This is a genomic window from Arsukibacterium ikkense (assembly GCF_000987775.1).
GTDB classification, from domain to species: Bacteria; Pseudomonadota; Gammaproteobacteria; order Enterobacterales; family Alteromonadaceae; genus Alishewanella; species Alishewanella ikkense.
The window spans coordinates 1-17,557 of record NZ_LAHO01000001.1 but is presented as its reverse complement, the minus strand read 5'-3'; the positions used below and the strand labels follow the sequence as shown (position 1 = coordinate 17,557).

Here is a 17,557-nt window from a genome sequence, read left to right as displayed (position 1 = left end):
TTAATCAGGTTCCGCCAGGGTAAATTTTGCCACTCTGCCTGCAGGCAGCGATGACATATCAAAGGGTTGGTTATTTAAAGTGACCCGTACCACACTGGGATTGCCCAGGGTCACCACAAAAGGGGCTATGCCCGACACGGTCATTTTGTAACCTTTCTGCTTGGTACCAAAGGCAATCCGATTGCCCGCCGCGTCCAGCACGTCAATCCAGCAATTGTCTTTAAATTCCATGTTAATCACATCAAGCTGCGGCGCCACTGTGCTGGCCAGCTCTGGCACGGCGTCAGCAGTGTCAAAATCCGGCACAGCATCCAACGACGGCGTAACTGGCAAACTGCTGTTGTCTGGCTCGCTGTTTGTTGCTTCAGCCTGCTCTGCCAGGTTACTGTTTTCTGCCTGACCGGGCGCGTTCAGCGCTTGCTGCTGCACCTGGCTGTTTTCCGCACTGGGGCTGGCGGTTTGCCACCACCATAACACCAGCATGAGCACTAAAATAAAACCGATGGCATAGGTCAGCCACATAAAGCGGTTTTCCGTTGCCTGCAACTCAGCCCGGTTAGAAAAAGTCCGCATTGGCTTAGCCGGGCCGGTGCTGCCACCGCTTTGTTGTTCGAACGCCGCCAGCACCTGTTGCTCGGGTAGCTTCACCAGACGGGCATAGGCTTTGAGATACCCACGCACAAAAGTCACCAGCAGCGAACTGTCAAGTTGATCTGTTTCAATCTGGTTTACCAGATTTAGCCGTAAATTTAATTGCAGAGCAACGTCGGCGACAGTGAGCTTGCGCTGTTCCCGGGCCTGTCGAAGCAGCTGGCCAGCAGTCAGTGGGGTGTCTTCTACGTTGCTCATGGTATAAGGTTTGCCGGATCAGTAATAAGAACTTGCTGGCCCACCTGCAGCTTACTTTGCTCGGTGAAGTTATTCCAGGCCATAAAGCGTTCCAGCCGGATATTATAACGGTATGAGATGCCAAACATGGTTTCACCAGCCGCCACCTGATGATAAGGCTCAGTTGTTGCCGCTGGCTGCTGATATTCAGCTACTCTGGCGACCGGCTGCGGTTGCTGTAATTGCTGGTCGCTGACCTCGGTTAACCAGATCTTCTGACCGGTTTTAATCACCGATTCCGGGCTAAGCTGGTTCCACTGCATCAGCCGGGCCAGCCGGATATTATGCAATACCGATATCGCATACAACGACTCGCCTTCCTGCACCACATGATACTCTGTCACTGTATCATCATTGTCGTTGTAAGCATCACTGGCTGGCGCCGCTGCGCTATCCGCCTGCCGGGTGACGGCATAATCTGTTGCCGCTTGTTCAATGACTACCTGTTCTGGCGCTGCTATTGTCACTGCAGCGGGCTCAGTTAACGGGGTTTCAGCAGGTAAACTAACGGGGGGCTGCGCCGCTAATACCAGCTGGCTGGCGGCTAACGCTTCAGCATCCGCCGCCGCTTGTTGTTCAGCTTGCTGGCTGGCCGCTACTAAGGCTGCAGTATCAGCTGCAGCTTGTTGCTCAACCCGTTGCCTGGCCGCTAAGGCAGCGGCATCGGCCGCCACTTGTTGTTCGGCTTGTTGCCTGGCCACTAAGGCTTCGGTCTCGGCTTGCTGCTGCACAGCCAGCGCATCGGCATCAACCGCCGGTTGGCTTAACGCCAGTGAACCGGCGATGGCCTGCCTGCTGGCAGAACTGGCTGCCGTAGTGGTGGCAGTCGTTGCCGGCACGGCGGGCTGACTGGCTGCAACCGCTGTGTTATCCAGCTCAGTCTCGGATGTTTTGCGCCGTACCACCCGTAATCTCGGGTTAGCACCGGGCGCGGTTGGTGTCACCACTGCTGACGACGCCTGATTTGGCAAAACAATATTGGCCATCAGGCTTAATTTATATTGCTCGCGCAATTGCTCAAATTCACTTTCCAGCAAGCGCTGCTGTAACAATAAACGCGCTTCCGGTGTATCAATGTATAAGGATAACAGCAGTTGCTCGGCGTGTTTCATGGTGGCCATGTCGCCTTGCTTTTCAGCAACCAGATAATTAAGCAAAGTACTGCGTGCCGACACCCGCCCCAGACGCTGAATACGTTGCAGCGCCGTTTTAGCACCAACGTTGTCACCCATTGCATAGTTTAGGGCTGCCAGATTAATCAGCGAACTGATCCGGGTACCATTATGTGAAACTGACGACTCAAGAAAGGTTTTTGCTTTGCCAAAGCCCTGCTGATCTAACTGACACAGTGCCAGATTTTCGTAACTTTCAGCTACCCGGATATACCCCGGCCTGGAAATGGCTTTAAGTAACAGTTCTTCTGCTTCAGGGTACTTCCCAATCTGGCAAAGAAAAGCGCCATAGTTGTTATACGCATCGGCATTATTGCTGTCTTTGGCCAGCGCTTGTTTGTAGGCCTCTTCTGCCTGCGCATTCTCGCCAACTGTTTGATAATAAAATGCCAGGGCGTTATACACTTCTGGCATATTAGGGGCGAACATTTTGGCCCGTTCTAAATTGTATTTCGCCTGGGTAGTGTCACCACGCCGCAAATAATTTAAGCCCAGAGAAATACGGGTACGGGCAGCTTCGCTGTTATCAAGGTTACGCTGGCCAACCTGACGATCAGAGCCAACATAGGTACTTTCTGAGACGCACGCCGTCAGGGTTAACACGGCGCAAAGTGTGAGCCCTAGCGAAAATTTCTGCATTACCACTGGTCATCCCTTGGGTTACGGCAGCGTTTTAACCAGAATTTGCTGGCCTTTCTGCTGCTTCTTTATCAGTCTTTTGGTTCGATCAATTACATCGCCTACCAGCTGGCCACAGGCTGCGTCGATATCATCGCCCCGGGTTTTCCGTACCATAACAGTAAAACCATGCTGTTGTAACACCTTGTTAAAACGATCAATGCGTGAATTACTGGATCTTTTATAAGGTGACCCTGGGTACGGATTAAAGGGGATCAGATTAATCTTTGCCGGCGTATCTTGCAATGCCTGCGCCAATTCATGCGCCTGTTCCATGCTGTCATTAATGCCATCAAGCATAACATACTCTACTGTGACCTTATCGTTGGCCTTAGAGTTCTCGACATAACGACGGGAAGCCGCTAAAAATTGTTCCATTGGGTATTTTTTATTCACTGGCACCAGTTCGTCCCGCAAGGCATTGTTGGGCGCATGCAGGGATATGGCCAGCGCCACGTCAATCCGCTCCCGCAGTAAATCAAGCGCTGGCACCACGCCAGAGGTACTTAAGGTGACCCGGCGCTTAGATAAACCAAAGCCAAAGTCTTCCAGCATCAGTTCCATTGCCGGTACCACGTTGTTCAGGTTCAGCAGCGGCTCGCCCATACCCATCATCACCACGTTGGTTACCGGCTTTTCGCCGGTATCGCCATAACTGCCAATAATTTGTGCCACCCGCCAGACCTGGCCGATGATTTCGCTCACACTCAGGTTACGGTTAAAACCCTGCTGGGCGGTAGAGCAAAAGGTGCAATCCAGCGCACAACCCACCTGCGACGACACACAAAGGGTTCGCCGGTCTTTTTCCGGGATCCACACCGTTTCCACTTCCTGACCACCGGCTAAACCCATGACAAACTTAATAGTGCCGTCTGTGCTGTCCTGGCGGGTCACCACCACGGGAGCAGCGATCACCGCCAGCGTTTTTAACTTATCGCGCAATGTTTTATTGATATTGGTCATTTTGTCGAAATCATCGACACAGAAGTGGTAAATCCATTTCATCACCTGATCGGCCCGAAACGGCTTTTCACCCATAGAGACAAAAAACTCCTGCATTTGAGCGCGGGTAAAATCTAACAAATTTACCTGGTTTACTGGCTTGTTCATACCCTGGCCACTCCTAATAACCTCTATCAATAACGCACTGTTACTACTTAAATCTGCATCTTACTAATACAGAAAAGGGGCTGACGCCCCCTTTCCCTTAGCTTACACAGCCAACTCTTCTCCGAATTAACGGGTACGGCTGCACAGCTCAGCTTCAGTGAAAAAGTAAGCAATTTCACGTGCTGCAGAGGCTGCCGCATCAGAACCGTGTACTGCATTTTCATCAATGCTGTCTGCGTAGTCAGCACGTAAGGTACCCGCCAGCGCATCTTTCGGGTTGGTAGCGCCCATGATTTCGCGGTTTTTGCGTACAGCGTCTTCGCCTTCTAATACCTGCACCATTACCGGACCAGACGTCATAAAGCTGACCAGCGCTTTAAAGAACGGACGCTCTTTATGCTCGCCGTAGAAACCTTCAGCTTGTTCCTGACTTAAGTGTAGCATTTTAGAGGCAACAATCCGCAGACCAGCAGATTCGAAACGGTGGTAAATAGCACCGATCAGGTTTTTTGCTACTGCATCTGGTTTAATGATTGAAAAAGTACGTTCTAAGGCCATGTCAGGCTCCTGTAATTAAAGGGTTAAAATTTTAAGGCGGCAGATTATACGCTAAATGCCGGAAAAAACCTACTTTGGCATTTATTGCCACAAAGCGTCAGCCAGCAACACCGTTTGCTGCCCGGCACACGCTTTAGTGACCTTCGCTAACCATATTGACCGTGTATTTCGGGATCTCAACCACTAAATCTTCATCAGCAATCCGCGCCTGACAGCCCAGCCGTGATTCCGGCTCCAGGCCCCAGGCTTTATCCAGCATATCGTCTTCCAGCTCGTCGCTTTCGTTTAGCGAGTAAAAGCCTTCACGCACAATGACATGGCAGGTAGTACAGGCACAGGACTTTTCGCAGGCATGTTCAATCGCAATACCGTTTTTCAGTGCCACATCCAGCACCGTATCACCGACATTCGCCTCCAGCGCCGCCCCTTGCGGGCATAATTCAGCATGGGGTAAAAACACTATCTTTGGCATGGTTAAACCTCGTCGACTTTGTGGCCCTGCAATGCTAACCGGATAGATTTATCCATCCGCCTTGCAGCAAAGTCATCAGTTAAAGTATTAGTTTGTTCAATAGCGGCTTTGATGGCGGCCGTATCGGCTTGCTGGCGCACCTCGGCTAATCTGGCCAGCGCCGCTCTGATCTCTGTCAGCTCAGCATCATTGAGCAGCCCACTGTCGTTGTGGAGCGCTGCCGTTACGGCTTCCAGCACCCGGTCGGCCTCGACCTGCTGCTCGCGCAGCAAGCGCCGCTGCATATCCTGGCGGGCATGTTGCATCGAGCCACTGATCATACTGGCAACCTGATCGTCTGTTAACCCATAGGAAGGTTTAACCTGAATGCCGGCCGCTACGCCGGTTGATTTCTCTTCGGCGCTGACACTGAGCAAGCCATCGGCGTCAACCTGAAAGGTTACGCGGATATGCGCGCCACCGGCTGGCATAGGCGGAATACCGCGCAGCTCAAAGCGGGCCAGCGACCGGCAGTCTTCCACCAGCTCACGTTCGCCCTGCAGTACATGAATGGCCATCGCGGTCTGGCCGTCTTTAAAGGTGGTAAATTCCTGTGCCCGGGCAACGGGAATAACAGTATTGCGCGGTATGACTTTTTCAGTCAGACCGCCCATGGTTTCCAGGCCTAATGACAATGGGATCACGTCCAGCAGCAGGGTTTCGTGCTCAGCTTTGTTGCCCACCAGCACATTGGCCTGAATGGCAGCACCCAGCGCGACGACTTTATCCGGGTCAATTGAGGTTAACGGTTCGGTGACAAAGAACTGGCCAACCTGGCTGCGCACTAATGGCACCCGGGTAGAGCCCCCTACCATCACCACCTTGGCCACGTCGTCCGGGCTTAACCCGGCGTCGCGTAGCACCTGGCGGCAACTACGAATGGTTCTTTTCACCAATGCGCTGCACAGCAGCTCAAATTCAGTGCGGCTCAGGCTGCCTGTCAGCTGCTGGCCATCAGCATTAAAGGTATAGTCGGCACTGTCGCTATCGGTTAACTGTTCTTTCAGCTGCCTGGCAACGGTTAAATACTGGCGCCTGGCACTGTGGCTTAATTGCTGCTGGCCACTGTGTTGTTGCAACCAGCCGACGATGGCCTGGTCAAAATCGTCACCGCCCAGCGCAGAGTCGCCGCCGGTCGCTAATACTTCAAACACGCCACGCTGTAAGCGCAAAATAGAAATATCGAAGGTGCCGCCGCCTAAATCGTAGACGGCGATCACGCCTTCCTGACCAGAATCCAGGCCATAAGCCAGTGCCGCTGCTGTGGGTTCATTTAATAACCGCAGTACATTCAGCCCCGCCAGTTTAGCGGCATCTTTGGTAGCCTGACGCTGGGCATCATCAAAATACGCGGGCACGGTTATTACTACACCATTTAGCTCACCGCCCAGTACCTGACTGGCGGTATCGGCCAGGGTCGCCAGAATTTCTGCCGACACTTCAACCGGATTTTTTATCCCTTCACGGGTCGCCACGGCAGCCAGGCCGCCTTGATCAACTAACTGATACGGTAATAATTCAGCCAGCGGCTGCATTTCTGCATAACCTTTACCCATCAGCCGTTTGATTGAAAAAATGGTATTGCTGGCATCGCCGGGTGCAGCGGCGACGGCATGGTGCCCGACCTCGGTTTTAGCCGGGCCATAGTGAACCACCGACGGGATCATGTCGCTGCCGGCGGCGTTTTTCAGGGTATCCGCCTGACCGCTGCGCACAGCTGCGACCAGTGAATTAGTGGTACCCAAATCGATACCTGCTGCCAGTTTATGTTGATGGGGCGCAGCACTCTGGCCGGGCTCTGCAATTTGTAGTAACGCCATAGCTTAGTTTAGTCTTGTAATTGCTGTTCAATTAACTCCAGCTCGTGCTGTAGTTTAAAGAAAAATTTGAGTTTACGCACCAGCTCCGCTGCCAGCTGGTTTTGCTCAGCAGTATTAGCTGCCAACGCGTCGGCCAGTTGCCGTAACAACACTTTGCGTTGTTGCTGCAGTTGTTGCTCAACCGCCATAATAGCGGCATTCGGATCAGCACTTGCACTGATATCTTCTAGCTGCTCACGCAACTCCATTTGCGCCATTAAAAACACCGGCTCGGTGAAACTGCGCTGCTCGTGACTTATTTTTAAACCACGTAACGCCAGTAAATGCTCGGCGCGCAGTAACGGTTGTTTCAGGCTGTGGTAGGCATCATTGATATTCGCAGTTTGCTGCACCGACATTAAGCGGTCACGGTTAGAGGCTGCAGCATAATTGTCGGGATGAAATTTGCGCTGCAATGCCAGATAACGTGAACCCAATTCAGTTAAATCCAGCTCAAAGGTAGCTGGCAAATCAAACAACTGAAAATAATTCATCCGATATCGACCTTACAGCACCAGGGAAAATTAAACGGTAAAGCTTTCGCCGCAACCGCATTCGCCGTTAACATTGGGATTGTTAAACTGAAAACCTTCATTCAGGCCTTCTTTGACGAAATCCAGCTGAGTACCGTCGATATACACCAGGCTTTTGCCGTCGACAATCAGTTTCAAACCATGCTCTTCAAACACCTGGTCGTCATCATGCAGCTCATCGACAAACTCCAGCACATAGGCCAGGCCAGAACAACCAGTGGTTTTCACCCCTACCCGTAAGCCCAGGCCTTTGCCGCGATTCTGCAGAAAGTTACGAACTCTTTCAGCTGCCGCTGTGGTCATCGATATCGCCATGGCGCCTTAACCCCCGCGCTTTTGCTTATAATCAGCTATCGCTGCTTTAATCGCATCTTCTGCCAGAATAGAGCAGTGAATTTTCACCGGTGGCAGCGCCAACTCATGTGCAATGTCGGTATTTTTAATTTGCTGCGCTTCGTCCAGGCTTTTGCCTTTGACCCATTCGGTTACCAGCGAGCTGGACGCGATAGCACTGCCACAACCATAAGTTTTAAACTTGGCATCTTCAATAATGCCTTGCTCGTTAACTTTGATTTGCAGTTTCATCACATCGCCACAGGCTGGCGCCCCTACCATACCGGTAGCGACAGTTGGGTCATCTTTGGCAAATGAACCCACGTTCCGTGGATTTTCATAGTGATCGATTACTTTATTGCTGTAAGCCATGAGCTGTTACCTCGTTGGGCCAGGTTACGCTTAATGCGCTACCCAGGCCACAGTGTTTAAATCAATACCGTCTTTGAACATGTCCCATAGCGGTGACATTTCACGTAACTTATCAATCGCCTGATGGACAATTTTAATGGTGTGGTCAATTTGAGCTTCAGTGGTAAAGCGACCGATACTGAACCGAATGGAGCTATGAGCAAGCTCATCCGTTAACCCCAGCGCCCGCAGCACGTACGAAGGCTCTAAGCTGGCAGATGTGCAGGCTGAACCCGAGGATACCGCGATGTCTTTCAGCGCCATAATCAACGATTCACCTTCAACAAAGTTAAAGCTGATATTGGTAATGCCTGGCACCCGAGGTGCACTGCCGCCATTTAAATACACTTGTTCAATATCTTTAACGCCGTGCCACAACCTATCCCGCAAGGCGGTGATGCGCTCGCGCTCTGCTGCCATTTCTTCTTTGGCAATGCGAAACGCTTCACCCATAGCAGCGATTTGATGCGGCGCCAGCGTACCTGAACGCATACCGCGCTCATGGCCACCACCGTGGGTTTGGGCTTCTAAACGAATGCGGGGCTTACGCCTTACATACAAGGCACCAATGCCTTTAGGACCATATGTTTTATGACCGGAAAACGACATTAAATCGACTTTCAGGTTTTGTAAGTCAATATCCACTTTACCGGTGGCCTGAGCAGCATCAACATGAAACACAATGCCCTTGCTGCGACACAATTCACCAATAGCGGCAATATCCTGAATAACGCCAATTTCGTTATTGACAAACATAATGCTGACCACAGAGGTATCCGGGCGCATCGCCGCTTCCAGCTTGGCCAGGTCAACCAGACCATTGCTTTCCACATCAAGGTAACTGACTTCAAAGCCTTCACGTTCCAGCTGGCGCATGGTATCCAGCACCGCTTTATGCTCAGTTTTGACGGTAATTAAATGCTTACCCTTTTTCTTATAAAACTGGGCTGCACCTTTAATTGCCAGGTTATTTGATTCAGTAGCACCGGAGGTAAACACGATTTCGCGCGGATCGGCATTGACCAGATCCGCTATCTGGCTGCGGGCAATTTCCACCGACTCTTCAGCCTGCCAGCCGAAACGGTGCGACCGGGACGCCGGGTTGCCAAACTCGCCATCCATCGTCAGGTATTGCATCATTTTTTCGGCTACACGCGGGTCTACCGGGGTGGTTGCCGCATAATCCAGATAAATAGGTAGCTTCATTGTTGGCTCCATACTGCGCTTAAAATTGTTGCGCTTACAACTGGCAACTGACTTTGATGTCAGTTGCAGGATTCTTTACATTGCGACTATTTTGCCGCTGTGCAATATTCTGCACATCTTGCTGACTTACTAACGCCGCCAGGCTGATATTGGTCAGAAAATCTTCAATCCGATGGCTCAAATCGTGCCACAGGGTGTGAGTCAGACATTTAGCGCCACTCTGACAATCTGATTTGCCCTGACAGCGGGTAGCGTCGACCGACTCATCAACCGCAGCAATCACCGCAGAAATGGAAATCGCCTCCGGGGCTAACCCCAGCTGATAACCCCCACCCGGGCCACGCACGCTGCTGACTAAACCTTGTTTACGCAAGCGCGCAAATAATTGTTCAAGATACGACAGCGAAATACCTTGCCGTTCAGAGATATCGGCCAGCGGCACCGGCCCCTGCCCGGCATGCAGTGCTACGTCAAGCATAGCAGTAACGGCATAGCGGCCTTTTGAAGTTAATCTCATAATACGCTCCCTGACTTCATGGCAGCTATTGTACAATCCTGACTATTTTAGTCAAGTATACATCCTACTAGTTCAGTCAGGTATTCGCTGTCCGGGCTGCGCCGCTCAGGTATGATTCAGATGCCAGGGTCAAAAGCATCCACATCTTTGCGTCGCTGCTCGGCAGCCTGTTGTTCGGCTCGCTTAAAGTCTTCTTCTGGTAATTCCAGCTCGGGCATCTGACCACAGACATTGCCCCCCAGGCTATTAACGCTGTTACACAGCTCTGCCACTTTATTATCCAACAGATGGATATGATCGAGCAAAGTACCAATAGCGCTGGCCACCGGGTCAGGGTTTTCAGCCGACACTGCATAGGCATCAAAACCAAACTTTTTCGCCAGATGCTGGCGCTGCTCGCTAACTTCCAGCGCAACTTTAGCCACCACCCGGCCAGGTATACCCACCACAGTGGCGCCGGCCGGTACATCGCGCACCACCACCGCGTTAGAACCAATCCGGGCATGCTCGCCAACCAGCAGCGGACCCAGCACTTTGGCACCGGCACCAATAACTACGCCATTGGCCAGGGTTGGGTGGCGTTTGCCAGGGTTCCAGCTGGTACCGCCCAGCGTGACGCCATGGTACAAGGTGCAGTCGTCACCAATTTCAGCGGTTTCGCCTATCACCACGCCCATGCCATGGTCGATAAAAAAGCGCCGGCCAATTTTCGCACCCGGATGAATTTCCACCCCGGTTAGCCAGCGGGCGATAGTACTTAAAAATCGGGCCAGCCATTTAAAGTTGGCCCGCCACAACTTGTGATTCAGCCGGTGCCACCAGATAGCATGCAACCCCGGATAATTGGTCAGAACCTCAAAGGTGCTGCGCGCCGCCGGATCACGCTCAAAAACGCTTTTTATATCTTCTCTGATACCCGCAAACATCGCCTTACTCCTTATGAGTATTGCTATCGACTTTTTCCAGACGCTGCATTGAGGTTAAAATACCGCGTAGAATATTGTACTCCGCCTCCTCCGGCCGGGCCCGGTTAAACAAGCGCTTCAATTTGGTCATCACCACCCCCGGGTGCTGTTTGATAATAAAACCGGTGTGGTGCAAAACAGCTTCCAGATGCTGATAAAAGTTCTCCATCTGGGCCGAACTTGGGTAGCTAATCTCATCCACTGCCGTGGCTGCTGGCCGCTTCGCCAGAAAGGCCATCCGCAGTTCATAACAGACAATTTGCACCGCCATCGCCAGATTAAGCGAGCTGTATTCAGGATTCGCCGCAATACAAACATGATAATGACACAGCTGCAGCTCGTCATTACTCAGACCGCTGGACTCGCGGCCAAACACCACGGCTACCGGTTTATCACTTTGGGTAATGGCAAGCTCGGCGCATTCGCGTGGCTCCAGCATCGGCCAGCTAAGGGTGCGCGAGCGGGCACTGCTGCCGACGACCAGCGCACAATCGGCTACTGCCTCTGCCAGGGTATCGAAGGTGGTCGCAGCAGCAAGAATTTCACTGGCCCCGGCAGCCAGCGCATAAGCCTGGCCATCCGGCGGCGTCTTCGGCGCCACCAGACATAACTGCGATAACCCCATGGTTTTCATGGCCCGGGCAACCGAGCCAATGTTACCGGTATGTGTAGTACCTACCAGTACCACTTTAATATTATCTAAAGCAGAGGACATAGCGCTAACCCGATAACCCTGATTGAAAAAGGCAGGCATTCTAGCATAGACCAATGCAATTGTTGATTGAAATTTAGCAGTCTGGCCATCTAAATACAGGAAGTGACCGCTGTCGATAATCACTGCAATTCACTGGCTGCTTTGCTAAACTACTGCCACTTTTAACCAAGAGCGCCTGAAGATGAAAACACTTAGTAAAGTTATAACGTTATCAGCAATACTCTTAGCCCTGCCCGCGCTGGCCGACAGCAACACTGAAGCATTACAGCAAGCGGTGGATCATCATAGCCGCAGCGAGCAAAATAAAAACCGCGATCAATACCGCAACCCATTACCAACCCTGTCTTTTTTTGAGGTGACCCCGCAAAGCACTGTGGTAGAAATCTCTCCGGGTGGTGGCTGGTATACGGAAATACTGGCGCCGCTGCTGGCCGCGCATGGCAAATATTATGCGGCGCATTTTCCAGCCAACACCAGCTCCGACTACTACAACCGCACCCTGGCGGCGTTTAAAGCAAAACTGGCCGCCGACCCGATATACAGCCGGGTTTCATTAACCGAATTTGCACCAGATAACAGTGGCAATATTGCCCCAGCCGGCACAGCCGATGTGGTACTGACCTTTCGTAACCTGCATAACTGGTATGGCCGTGGGGGTGATGACGGCATGGTCGCCATTTTCAGTGACTTCTATAAAGCGTTGAAACCTGGTGGCGTGCTGGGCGTGGTAGAACACCGTTTGCCGGCAGATCAAGCAGATGGCGACTGGACCAAAAGCGGTTATTTCCCTGAGCAACTGGCAATACGCCTGGCCGAGCAAGCCGGCTTTGTGCTGGAAGAGCGCAGCGAGATTAATGCTAACCCGAAAGATACGGCCGACTATGCAGGCGGTGTCTGGACCCTGCCACCCTCGCTGCGGCTGGGCGAGCAAGACAGAGCTAAATATCAGGCGATTGGCGAAAGCGATCGTATGACCTTAAAGTTTCGTAAACCTGTAGCACAATAAGACGGAAAACCCGATGAAAGTATTGGTAATTGGCGGCGGCGGCCGCGAACATGCCCTGGCCTGGAAGGCAGCGCAATCTCCTTTGGTAAGTCAGGTATTTGTGGCGCCCGGCAATGCCGGCACCGCCCGCGAATCGAACCTGCAGAATGTAGCGATAGCTGCGGATGATGTGCCTGGCTTACTGGCCTTTGCCAAAGAGCAACAAATTGAACTGACGATTGTTGGCCCGGAAGCACCACTGGCTAAAGGCGTAGTAGATGTATTTCGGCAGCAGGGGCTGGCTATTTTTGGTCCGACTCAGGCAGCCGCCCAGTTAGAGAGCTCAAAAGCCTTTGCCAAGGATTTTCTGGCACGTCATCACATTCCCACCGCCGCTTACCAGAACTTCACCGACATTGCCCCGGCCAAAGCATTTGTGAAGCAACTGGGCACCCCTATTGTCATTAAAGCCGATGGCCTGGCCGCCGGCAAAGGGGTAATTATTGCTCAGACCGAAGCTGAGGCCTTTGCCGCTATTGACGATATGCTGGCAGGCAACAAGTTCGGGGATGCCGGCAGCCGGGTAGTGATTGAAGAGTTTTTACATGGCGAGGAAGCGTCTTTTATCGTCATGGTAGACGGCGAGCATGCGCTGGCATTTGCCTCATCGCAGGATCATAAAGCGCGTGACGATGGCGATAAAGGTCCTAATACCGGTGGTATGGGCGCCTATTCACCGGCACCAGTAGTCACCGCCGCGGTGCACGACTGGGTGATGCAGCAGGTTATCTACCCAACAGTGCGCGGTATGGCAGCCGAGGGCAATGTCTTTACCGGCTTTTTATATGCAGGTCTGATGATTGCCCCGGATGGCTCAGCCAAGGTACTGGAATTTAACTGCCGGTTTGGCGATCCGGAAACCCAGCCGATTATGCTGCGCTTGCAATCAGATTTAGTTGCGCTGTGTCAGGCGGCAGTAACGGGCAAGCTGGATCAGGTGACTATTGAGTTTACCGAGCAGGCAGCCGTAGGTGTGGTGCTGGCAGCAGGTGGTTATCCGGATAGCTACGCTAAAGGTCTGGAAATTACAGGCCTGGACGGCATCGATAGCGCCAGTGCCAAAGTGTTTCATGCTGGCACCGAGCTAAAAGATAATAAGGTCGTCACTAATGGTGGCCGGGTCCTTTGTGCCACGGCACTGGGTGCCAATGTCAGCGCCGCCCAGCAAGCAGCCTATCAACTGGCCAGCCACATCAGCTGGGATGGTATGTTCTGTCGCAGCGATATCGGCTATCGCGCAGTTAGCCGCGAACAACAAGGTTAAGTATGCGCATACTACTTCTGGCACCCTGTGTCGCACTGCTGCTGAGTCTGGCTGCGTGCAGCAAGCCTCAGCCACTAAGTTGCGACAGCCCTTATCAGGCGATTGCTGCCATTCAGGGCCGCACTGAGCAAAGCCCGTTGCTCGGGCAACAGGTGCTTACCCGCGGAGTGGTGATAAGCGAAGTCTACCCGGACTCGCCGTTGCCAGGGTTAATGCTGCAAAGTCTGGTGGCTGATGATGATCCGCTAACCTCAGAAGGCATATTTATTCAGCTCAGTGCTGCCGGCCAGTATCAACACGGCGATTTGCTGCTGTTGCAAGGCACGGTAGCGGAAATTAATGGTTTAACGTCCTTGGTGGATCTGAGCCATATCACGCGCTGTGCCACTAACCAGCCGCTAAGCCCAACAGCGATAACGTTGCCGCTGAGCGAGCCACTGAGCTTTGAAGCACTGGAAGGCATGTGGCTGAGCTTCGAGCAGGATCTTGTGGTTACCGACAGTTATCAGCTTGGCCGCTACGGCGAGCTGATGCTGGCCGATAAACGCCTGGTGGTGCCCACTGAAATCAAGCCGCCCGGCGAAGAGGCTAAGCAACATGCAAGCCAGCAACTGCGCCGCATGCTGGTGCTGGATGATGGCAGCTGGCAGGAAAACCCCGAACCCGCGCCCTATCCGCCCAGTGGTTTAACGGCCGACAACAGCATCAGGCTCGGTGATACCGTGCGTGGGGTCACTGGCGTACTGTTTCAGGACGAACGCGGTTACCGGCTGGTACCAACCAGCAGCCCGCAGTTTATCAGTAGCAACCCGCGCCCAGCCGCGCCACAGCCAAAGCAGCCAGATGAACTGCGACTGGCGGTGTTTAATGTACTGAATTTTTTTACCGGCCAGGGCCAGGCTGATCCCTTCCCTACCCGCCGTGGCGCCCGCACACCGGCCGAGTTAGCCCGGCAACAGGCTAAGCTGGTCAGTGCGCTGGCAGCAATGGATGCCGATATTATCGGCTTAATCGAGCTGGAAAATAACGGCTATGCTAACGGCAGTGCCATCGCCACCCTGGTGGCGGCTCTAAATAAGGCGGTAACAACACCCTATGCCATCGTTGAGACCACGGAAACTCCCGGCTCGGATGCCATTAAAGTGGGTTTAATTTACCGGCCAGCGTCGGTCAGTCAAACCGGTATCGCGGCCACAGAAGTAGCAGCGCCTTTTACCCGGTTGCACCGCCCGCCGGTCGCCCAGACCTTTAAGCACCTGGCCAGCGGTAAAATCCTGACAGTGGCCGTCAATCATTTCAAATCGAAAGGCGGCTGCCCGCGTGACAACACACCGCAATGGCAGCTGCAGGCAGATCAGAATGACGGCCAGGCATGCTGGAATGCGGCCAGGGTAGAGGCCAGTAAGGCGTTATCACAATGGTTAGCGACTAACCCCACCACTGTGGCCAGCCCTTACCAGCTGATCTTTGGTGACTTAAATGCCTACCGGATGGAAGATCCGGTACGGGCACTGGAGCAAGCTGGCTGGCAGCATCTGGCAGATCAGCAACACCCCGGGTTTTCGTATGCGTTTCGTGGCCGCAGCGGCTCATTAGACCATGCGCTGGCCAGTCCCGAGCTGGCGCAGTATCTGCGCACACTGGAACATTGGTCAATTAACGCCGCTGAACCGGTACTGCTGGAATACGGTAGCCGTTTTAAATCAGCTGACGCATTACAACGCTTGTATGCGCCAACCCCCTATCGCTCTTCTGATCATGATCCGGTGCTTGTCACTTTTAGTTTCTGACGACGCACAATGCATCCGGCAGTGCCTTCGGCGCTGCCGCAATTCCAGATAAAAGTTGCAGCATGCCGCCTTGTTGCTTTATGGTAAGTGCAGAATATTTTTCAGGCGTAGCCTATGTCCCATAAAAACCCCATTATTGCCATAACCGGCTCGTCCGGTGCCGGCACCACCACCACAACCAACGCTTTTCAGCATATCTTCCGCACGCTGGGGATAGACGCAGCCTTTGTTGAAGGCGATTGTTTTCATCGTTTCAGCCGGCCGGAAATGGACTTAGCAGTGCGCAAAGCCAAAGAGGCCGGCCGTTATATCAGTTATTTTGGCGCCGAAGCGAACGATTTTGGTGCGCTGGAGACCTTTTTCGCCAGCTATGCCGATACCGGCACCGGCCGCATTCGTCATTACCTGCACACTTTTGATGAAGCCGTGCCGTACAATCAACTGCCGGGTACTTTTACGCCGTGGCAGGATTTACGGGCCAATACCGATTTACTGTTCTATGAAGGCTTACATGGCGGTGCGGTAACCGAGCAGAACAATGTAGCGCAGCATGTCGATTTACTGATTGGCATGGTACCGATTGTTAACCTGGAGTGGATCCAGAAAATTATCCGTGATACCTCAGAGCGCGGCCACAGCCGGGAAGCGGTACAGGCCAGTATCGTGCGTAGCATGGATGACTATATTAACCATATCACGCCGCAGTTTTCGCGCACCCATATTAACTTTCAGCGGGTACCAACGGTTGATACCTCGAACCCGTTCAGCGCCAAAGATATACCGTCATTGGATGAAAGCTTTGTGGTGATCCGCTTTCGCGGCATTAAACACGTGGATTTTCCCTATTACCTGCGGATGATCCACGGCTCTTTTATGTCGCGGGTCAATACGCTGGTGGTACCAGGCGGCAAGATGGGCTTAGCCATGGAGCTGATTTTAACGCCACTGATAGAGGCGATAATGCAAAAGCGGCGCCAAGCCCGTGGTCAGGCAGACTGGTTAGGCAAGTAACCCAGTTTGCATTGACTGCTGACGCAGCGCCGCTGGTGTGGCTCGATCCGGTTGGCGGTTATTTTACTTCAGGCAGATTACAGCCGGATCAATAGGGTCAGTGTCTGAGGGATCCCCACAAAATTTTCACTCATATAATGTTGTAACTCGTGGTATCGAGTAAATACATGCAATGCTCCAATATGTCGCGCCATTGCTTTATCGTCAGCTTCACACGCTTTGCGATAGCCCGTAACCCCAGTGTATGAAAGGATAAATGATCAATAGGGCCAGAAGATCTAGATCAATAGGGTCAGTATCATTTAGATCAATAGAGATCAATAGGGTCAGTGTCATTGATTCCCGCGAAAATTTGCCGATTTCCTGTCCCCTCCCCGCCCTAGTGGCGCTGGCCGGCGACCGGTTCTGGCTGCGATTTGCGCCTTGAATCGCTCATCACCCAACACCCACGCCTTATTTGTCGCTTGTCGTATTGCCGCCAAATCCCGCTCAGGTATTTGACCGCTAAACAGCGCACGATAAGCGCTTTGTCGCTCATTGTCTGTTTTACCCAGTTGCCAATACAAAGCGTGTGGCGTTAGCAGCTGAATAGCTTTACCCAGCGCATTGCCACGATAGCTGGACCACGGATATTCCGCCGCATGGCTTACCATATTAGCCCGCACCGGGTTCAGTTCAATATACCGATATACCGTTAGCAGGTAATTATCTGCATCCTCTACCGTAGATTTATACCGCCCTTCCCACAATGTGCCGCTGCGGCCATAGGTGTAATTAAAATACTGCACATATTTACGCCCCTGCGCCTGCATCATCCGGCCCACACCCTGTGCATCGCTAGGCGTGACAAGCAAATGTACGTGATTCGTCATCAGCACAAAAGCATGGATGGCAACCTGGTATCTCGCGGCAGCATCCTTAAGAAAAGACAGGTAGGCTTTATAGTCTGCTTCGTCATAGAAGGTAAGCGTTGCAGCAACCACACCATCCA

The 17,557-nt window shown here is 52.7% G+C and carries 18 protein-coding genes; 4 read left to right on the top strand and 14 right to left on the bottom strand.

Features of this window, described 5'->3' with window-relative positions:
• The 13 genes from WG68_RS00090 to trmJ all read right to left on the bottom strand — a co-directional run bounded on the left by WG68_RS00090 (window position 1) and on the right by trmJ (window position 11,456).
• Window positions 1-849 (bottom strand): RodZ domain-containing protein, encoded by an 849-nt coding sequence (locus tag WG68_RS00090; RefSeq protein WP_046555626.1) that lies wholly within the window; start codon window positions 847-849, stop codon window positions 1-3.
• Window positions 846-2,699 carry a type IV pilus biogenesis/stability protein PilW gene (gene pilW / locus WG68_RS00085; RefSeq protein ID WP_046555625.1) on the bottom strand — a complete coding sequence of 618 codons (1,854 nt, stop codon included), beginning with the start codon at window positions 2,697-2,699 and terminating at the stop codon, window positions 846-848. The genes WG68_RS00090 and pilW overlap by 4 nt, the downstream gene beginning before the upstream one ends.
• 21 nt (window positions 2,700-2,720) lie before the next feature.
• Window positions 2,721-3,848, bottom strand: a complete 1,128-nt coding sequence (locus tag WG68_RS00080) for a bifunctional tRNA (adenosine(37)-C2)-methyltransferase TrmG/ribosomal RNA large subunit methyltransferase RlmN (RefSeq protein WP_046555624.1) — start codon at window positions 3,846-3,848, stop codon at window positions 2,721-2,723.
• A 126-nt stretch (window positions 3,849-3,974) separates the two neighbouring features.
• Window positions 3,975-4,406: a nucleoside-diphosphate kinase gene (ndk, locus tag WG68_RS00075; protein ID WP_019675675.1), complete on the bottom strand. Its 432-nt coding sequence runs from the start codon at window positions 4,404-4,406 to the stop codon at window positions 3,975-3,977.
• 133 nt (window positions 4,407-4,539) lie between these two features.
• Complete coding sequence (gene fdx / locus WG68_RS00070) at window positions 4,540-4,878, bottom strand: ISC system 2Fe-2S type ferredoxin (protein ID WP_046555623.1); 339 nt, start codon at window positions 4,876-4,878, stop codon at window positions 4,540-4,542.
• Between the two features lie 2 nt (window positions 4,879-4,880).
• Window positions 4,881-6,737, bottom strand: a complete 1,857-nt coding sequence (gene hscA, locus WG68_RS00065) for a Fe-S protein assembly chaperone HscA (RefSeq protein ID WP_046555622.1) — start codon at window positions 6,735-6,737, stop codon at window positions 4,881-4,883.
• Window positions 6,738-6,745: 8 nt separating this feature from the next.
• Complete coding sequence (hscB, locus tag WG68_RS00060; protein WP_046555621.1) at window positions 6,746-7,270, bottom strand: co-chaperone HscB; 525 nt, start codon at window positions 7,268-7,270, stop codon at window positions 6,746-6,748.
• A gap of 30 nt (window positions 7,271-7,300) precedes the next feature.
• A complete protein-coding gene (gene iscA / locus WG68_RS00055; protein WP_046555620.1) occupies window positions 7,301-7,624 on the bottom strand; it encodes an iron-sulfur cluster assembly protein IscA in 324 nt (107 codons plus the stop codon).
• Between the two features lie 6 nt (window positions 7,625-7,630).
• Complete coding sequence (iscU, locus tag WG68_RS00050) at window positions 7,631-8,014, bottom strand: Fe-S cluster assembly scaffold IscU (protein WP_046555619.1); 384 nt, start codon at window positions 8,012-8,014, stop codon at window positions 7,631-7,633.
• 30 nt (window positions 8,015-8,044) lie between these two features.
• Window positions 8,045-9,259, bottom strand: coding sequence for an IscS subfamily cysteine desulfurase (locus WG68_RS00045; protein ID WP_046555618.1), 1,215 nt, complete (start codon window positions 9,257-9,259; stop codon window positions 8,045-8,047).
• A gap of 34 nt (window positions 9,260-9,293) precedes the next feature.
• Window positions 9,294-9,776, bottom strand: a complete 483-nt coding sequence (gene iscR / locus WG68_RS00040; RefSeq protein WP_046555617.1) for a Fe-S cluster assembly transcriptional regulator IscR — start codon at window positions 9,774-9,776, stop codon at window positions 9,294-9,296.
• Between the two features lie 116 nt (window positions 9,777-9,892).
• The gene (gene cysE, locus WG68_RS00035) at window positions 9,893-10,702 is read right to left on the bottom strand and encodes a serine O-acetyltransferase (RefSeq protein WP_046555616.1); all 810 of its coding nucleotides are present in this window, start codon (window positions 10,700-10,702) and stop codon (window positions 9,893-9,895) included.
• Between the two features lie 4 nt (window positions 10,703-10,706).
• Complete coding sequence (gene trmJ / locus WG68_RS00030; protein ID WP_046555948.1) at window positions 10,707-11,456, bottom strand: tRNA (cytosine(32)/uridine(32)-2'-O)-methyltransferase TrmJ; 750 nt, start codon at window positions 11,454-11,456, stop codon at window positions 10,707-10,709.
• A gap of 181 nt (window positions 11,457-11,637) precedes the next feature.
• On the opposite strand from trmJ, the gene WG68_RS00025 reads away from it, so the two are divergent.
• The 4 genes from WG68_RS00025 (at window position 11,638) to WG68_RS00010 (ending at window position 16,566) form a co-directional block, all read left to right on the top strand.
• Window positions 11,638-12,462 carry a class I SAM-dependent methyltransferase gene (locus WG68_RS00025; RefSeq protein ID WP_046555615.1) on the top strand — a complete coding sequence of 275 codons (825 nt, stop codon included), beginning with the start codon at window positions 11,638-11,640 and terminating at the stop codon, window positions 12,460-12,462.
• A gap of 13 nt (window positions 12,463-12,475) precedes the next feature.
• Window positions 12,476-13,765 (top strand): phosphoribosylamine--glycine ligase, encoded by a 1,290-nt coding sequence (gene purD, locus WG68_RS00020; RefSeq protein WP_046555614.1) that lies wholly within the window; start codon window positions 12,476-12,478, stop codon window positions 13,763-13,765.
• Window positions 13,766-13,767: 2 nt separating this feature from the next.
• A complete protein-coding gene (locus WG68_RS00015) occupies window positions 13,768-15,555 on the top strand; it encodes an ExeM/NucH family extracellular endonuclease (RefSeq protein ID WP_046555613.1) in 1,788 nt (595 codons plus the stop codon).
• 114 nt (window positions 15,556-15,669) lie between these two features.
• Window positions 15,670-16,566 (top strand): phosphoribulokinase, encoded by an 897-nt coding sequence (locus WG68_RS00010; RefSeq protein ID WP_046555612.1) that lies wholly within the window; start codon window positions 15,670-15,672, stop codon window positions 16,564-16,566.
• A 332-nt stretch (window positions 16,567-16,898) separates the two neighbouring features.
• On the opposite strand, the gene WG68_RS00005 is transcribed toward WG68_RS00010, so the two are convergent.
• Window positions 16,899-17,557: transposase (locus WG68_RS00005; RefSeq protein WP_200897507.1), on the bottom strand; the 659-nt coding region annotated here is incomplete at its 5' end.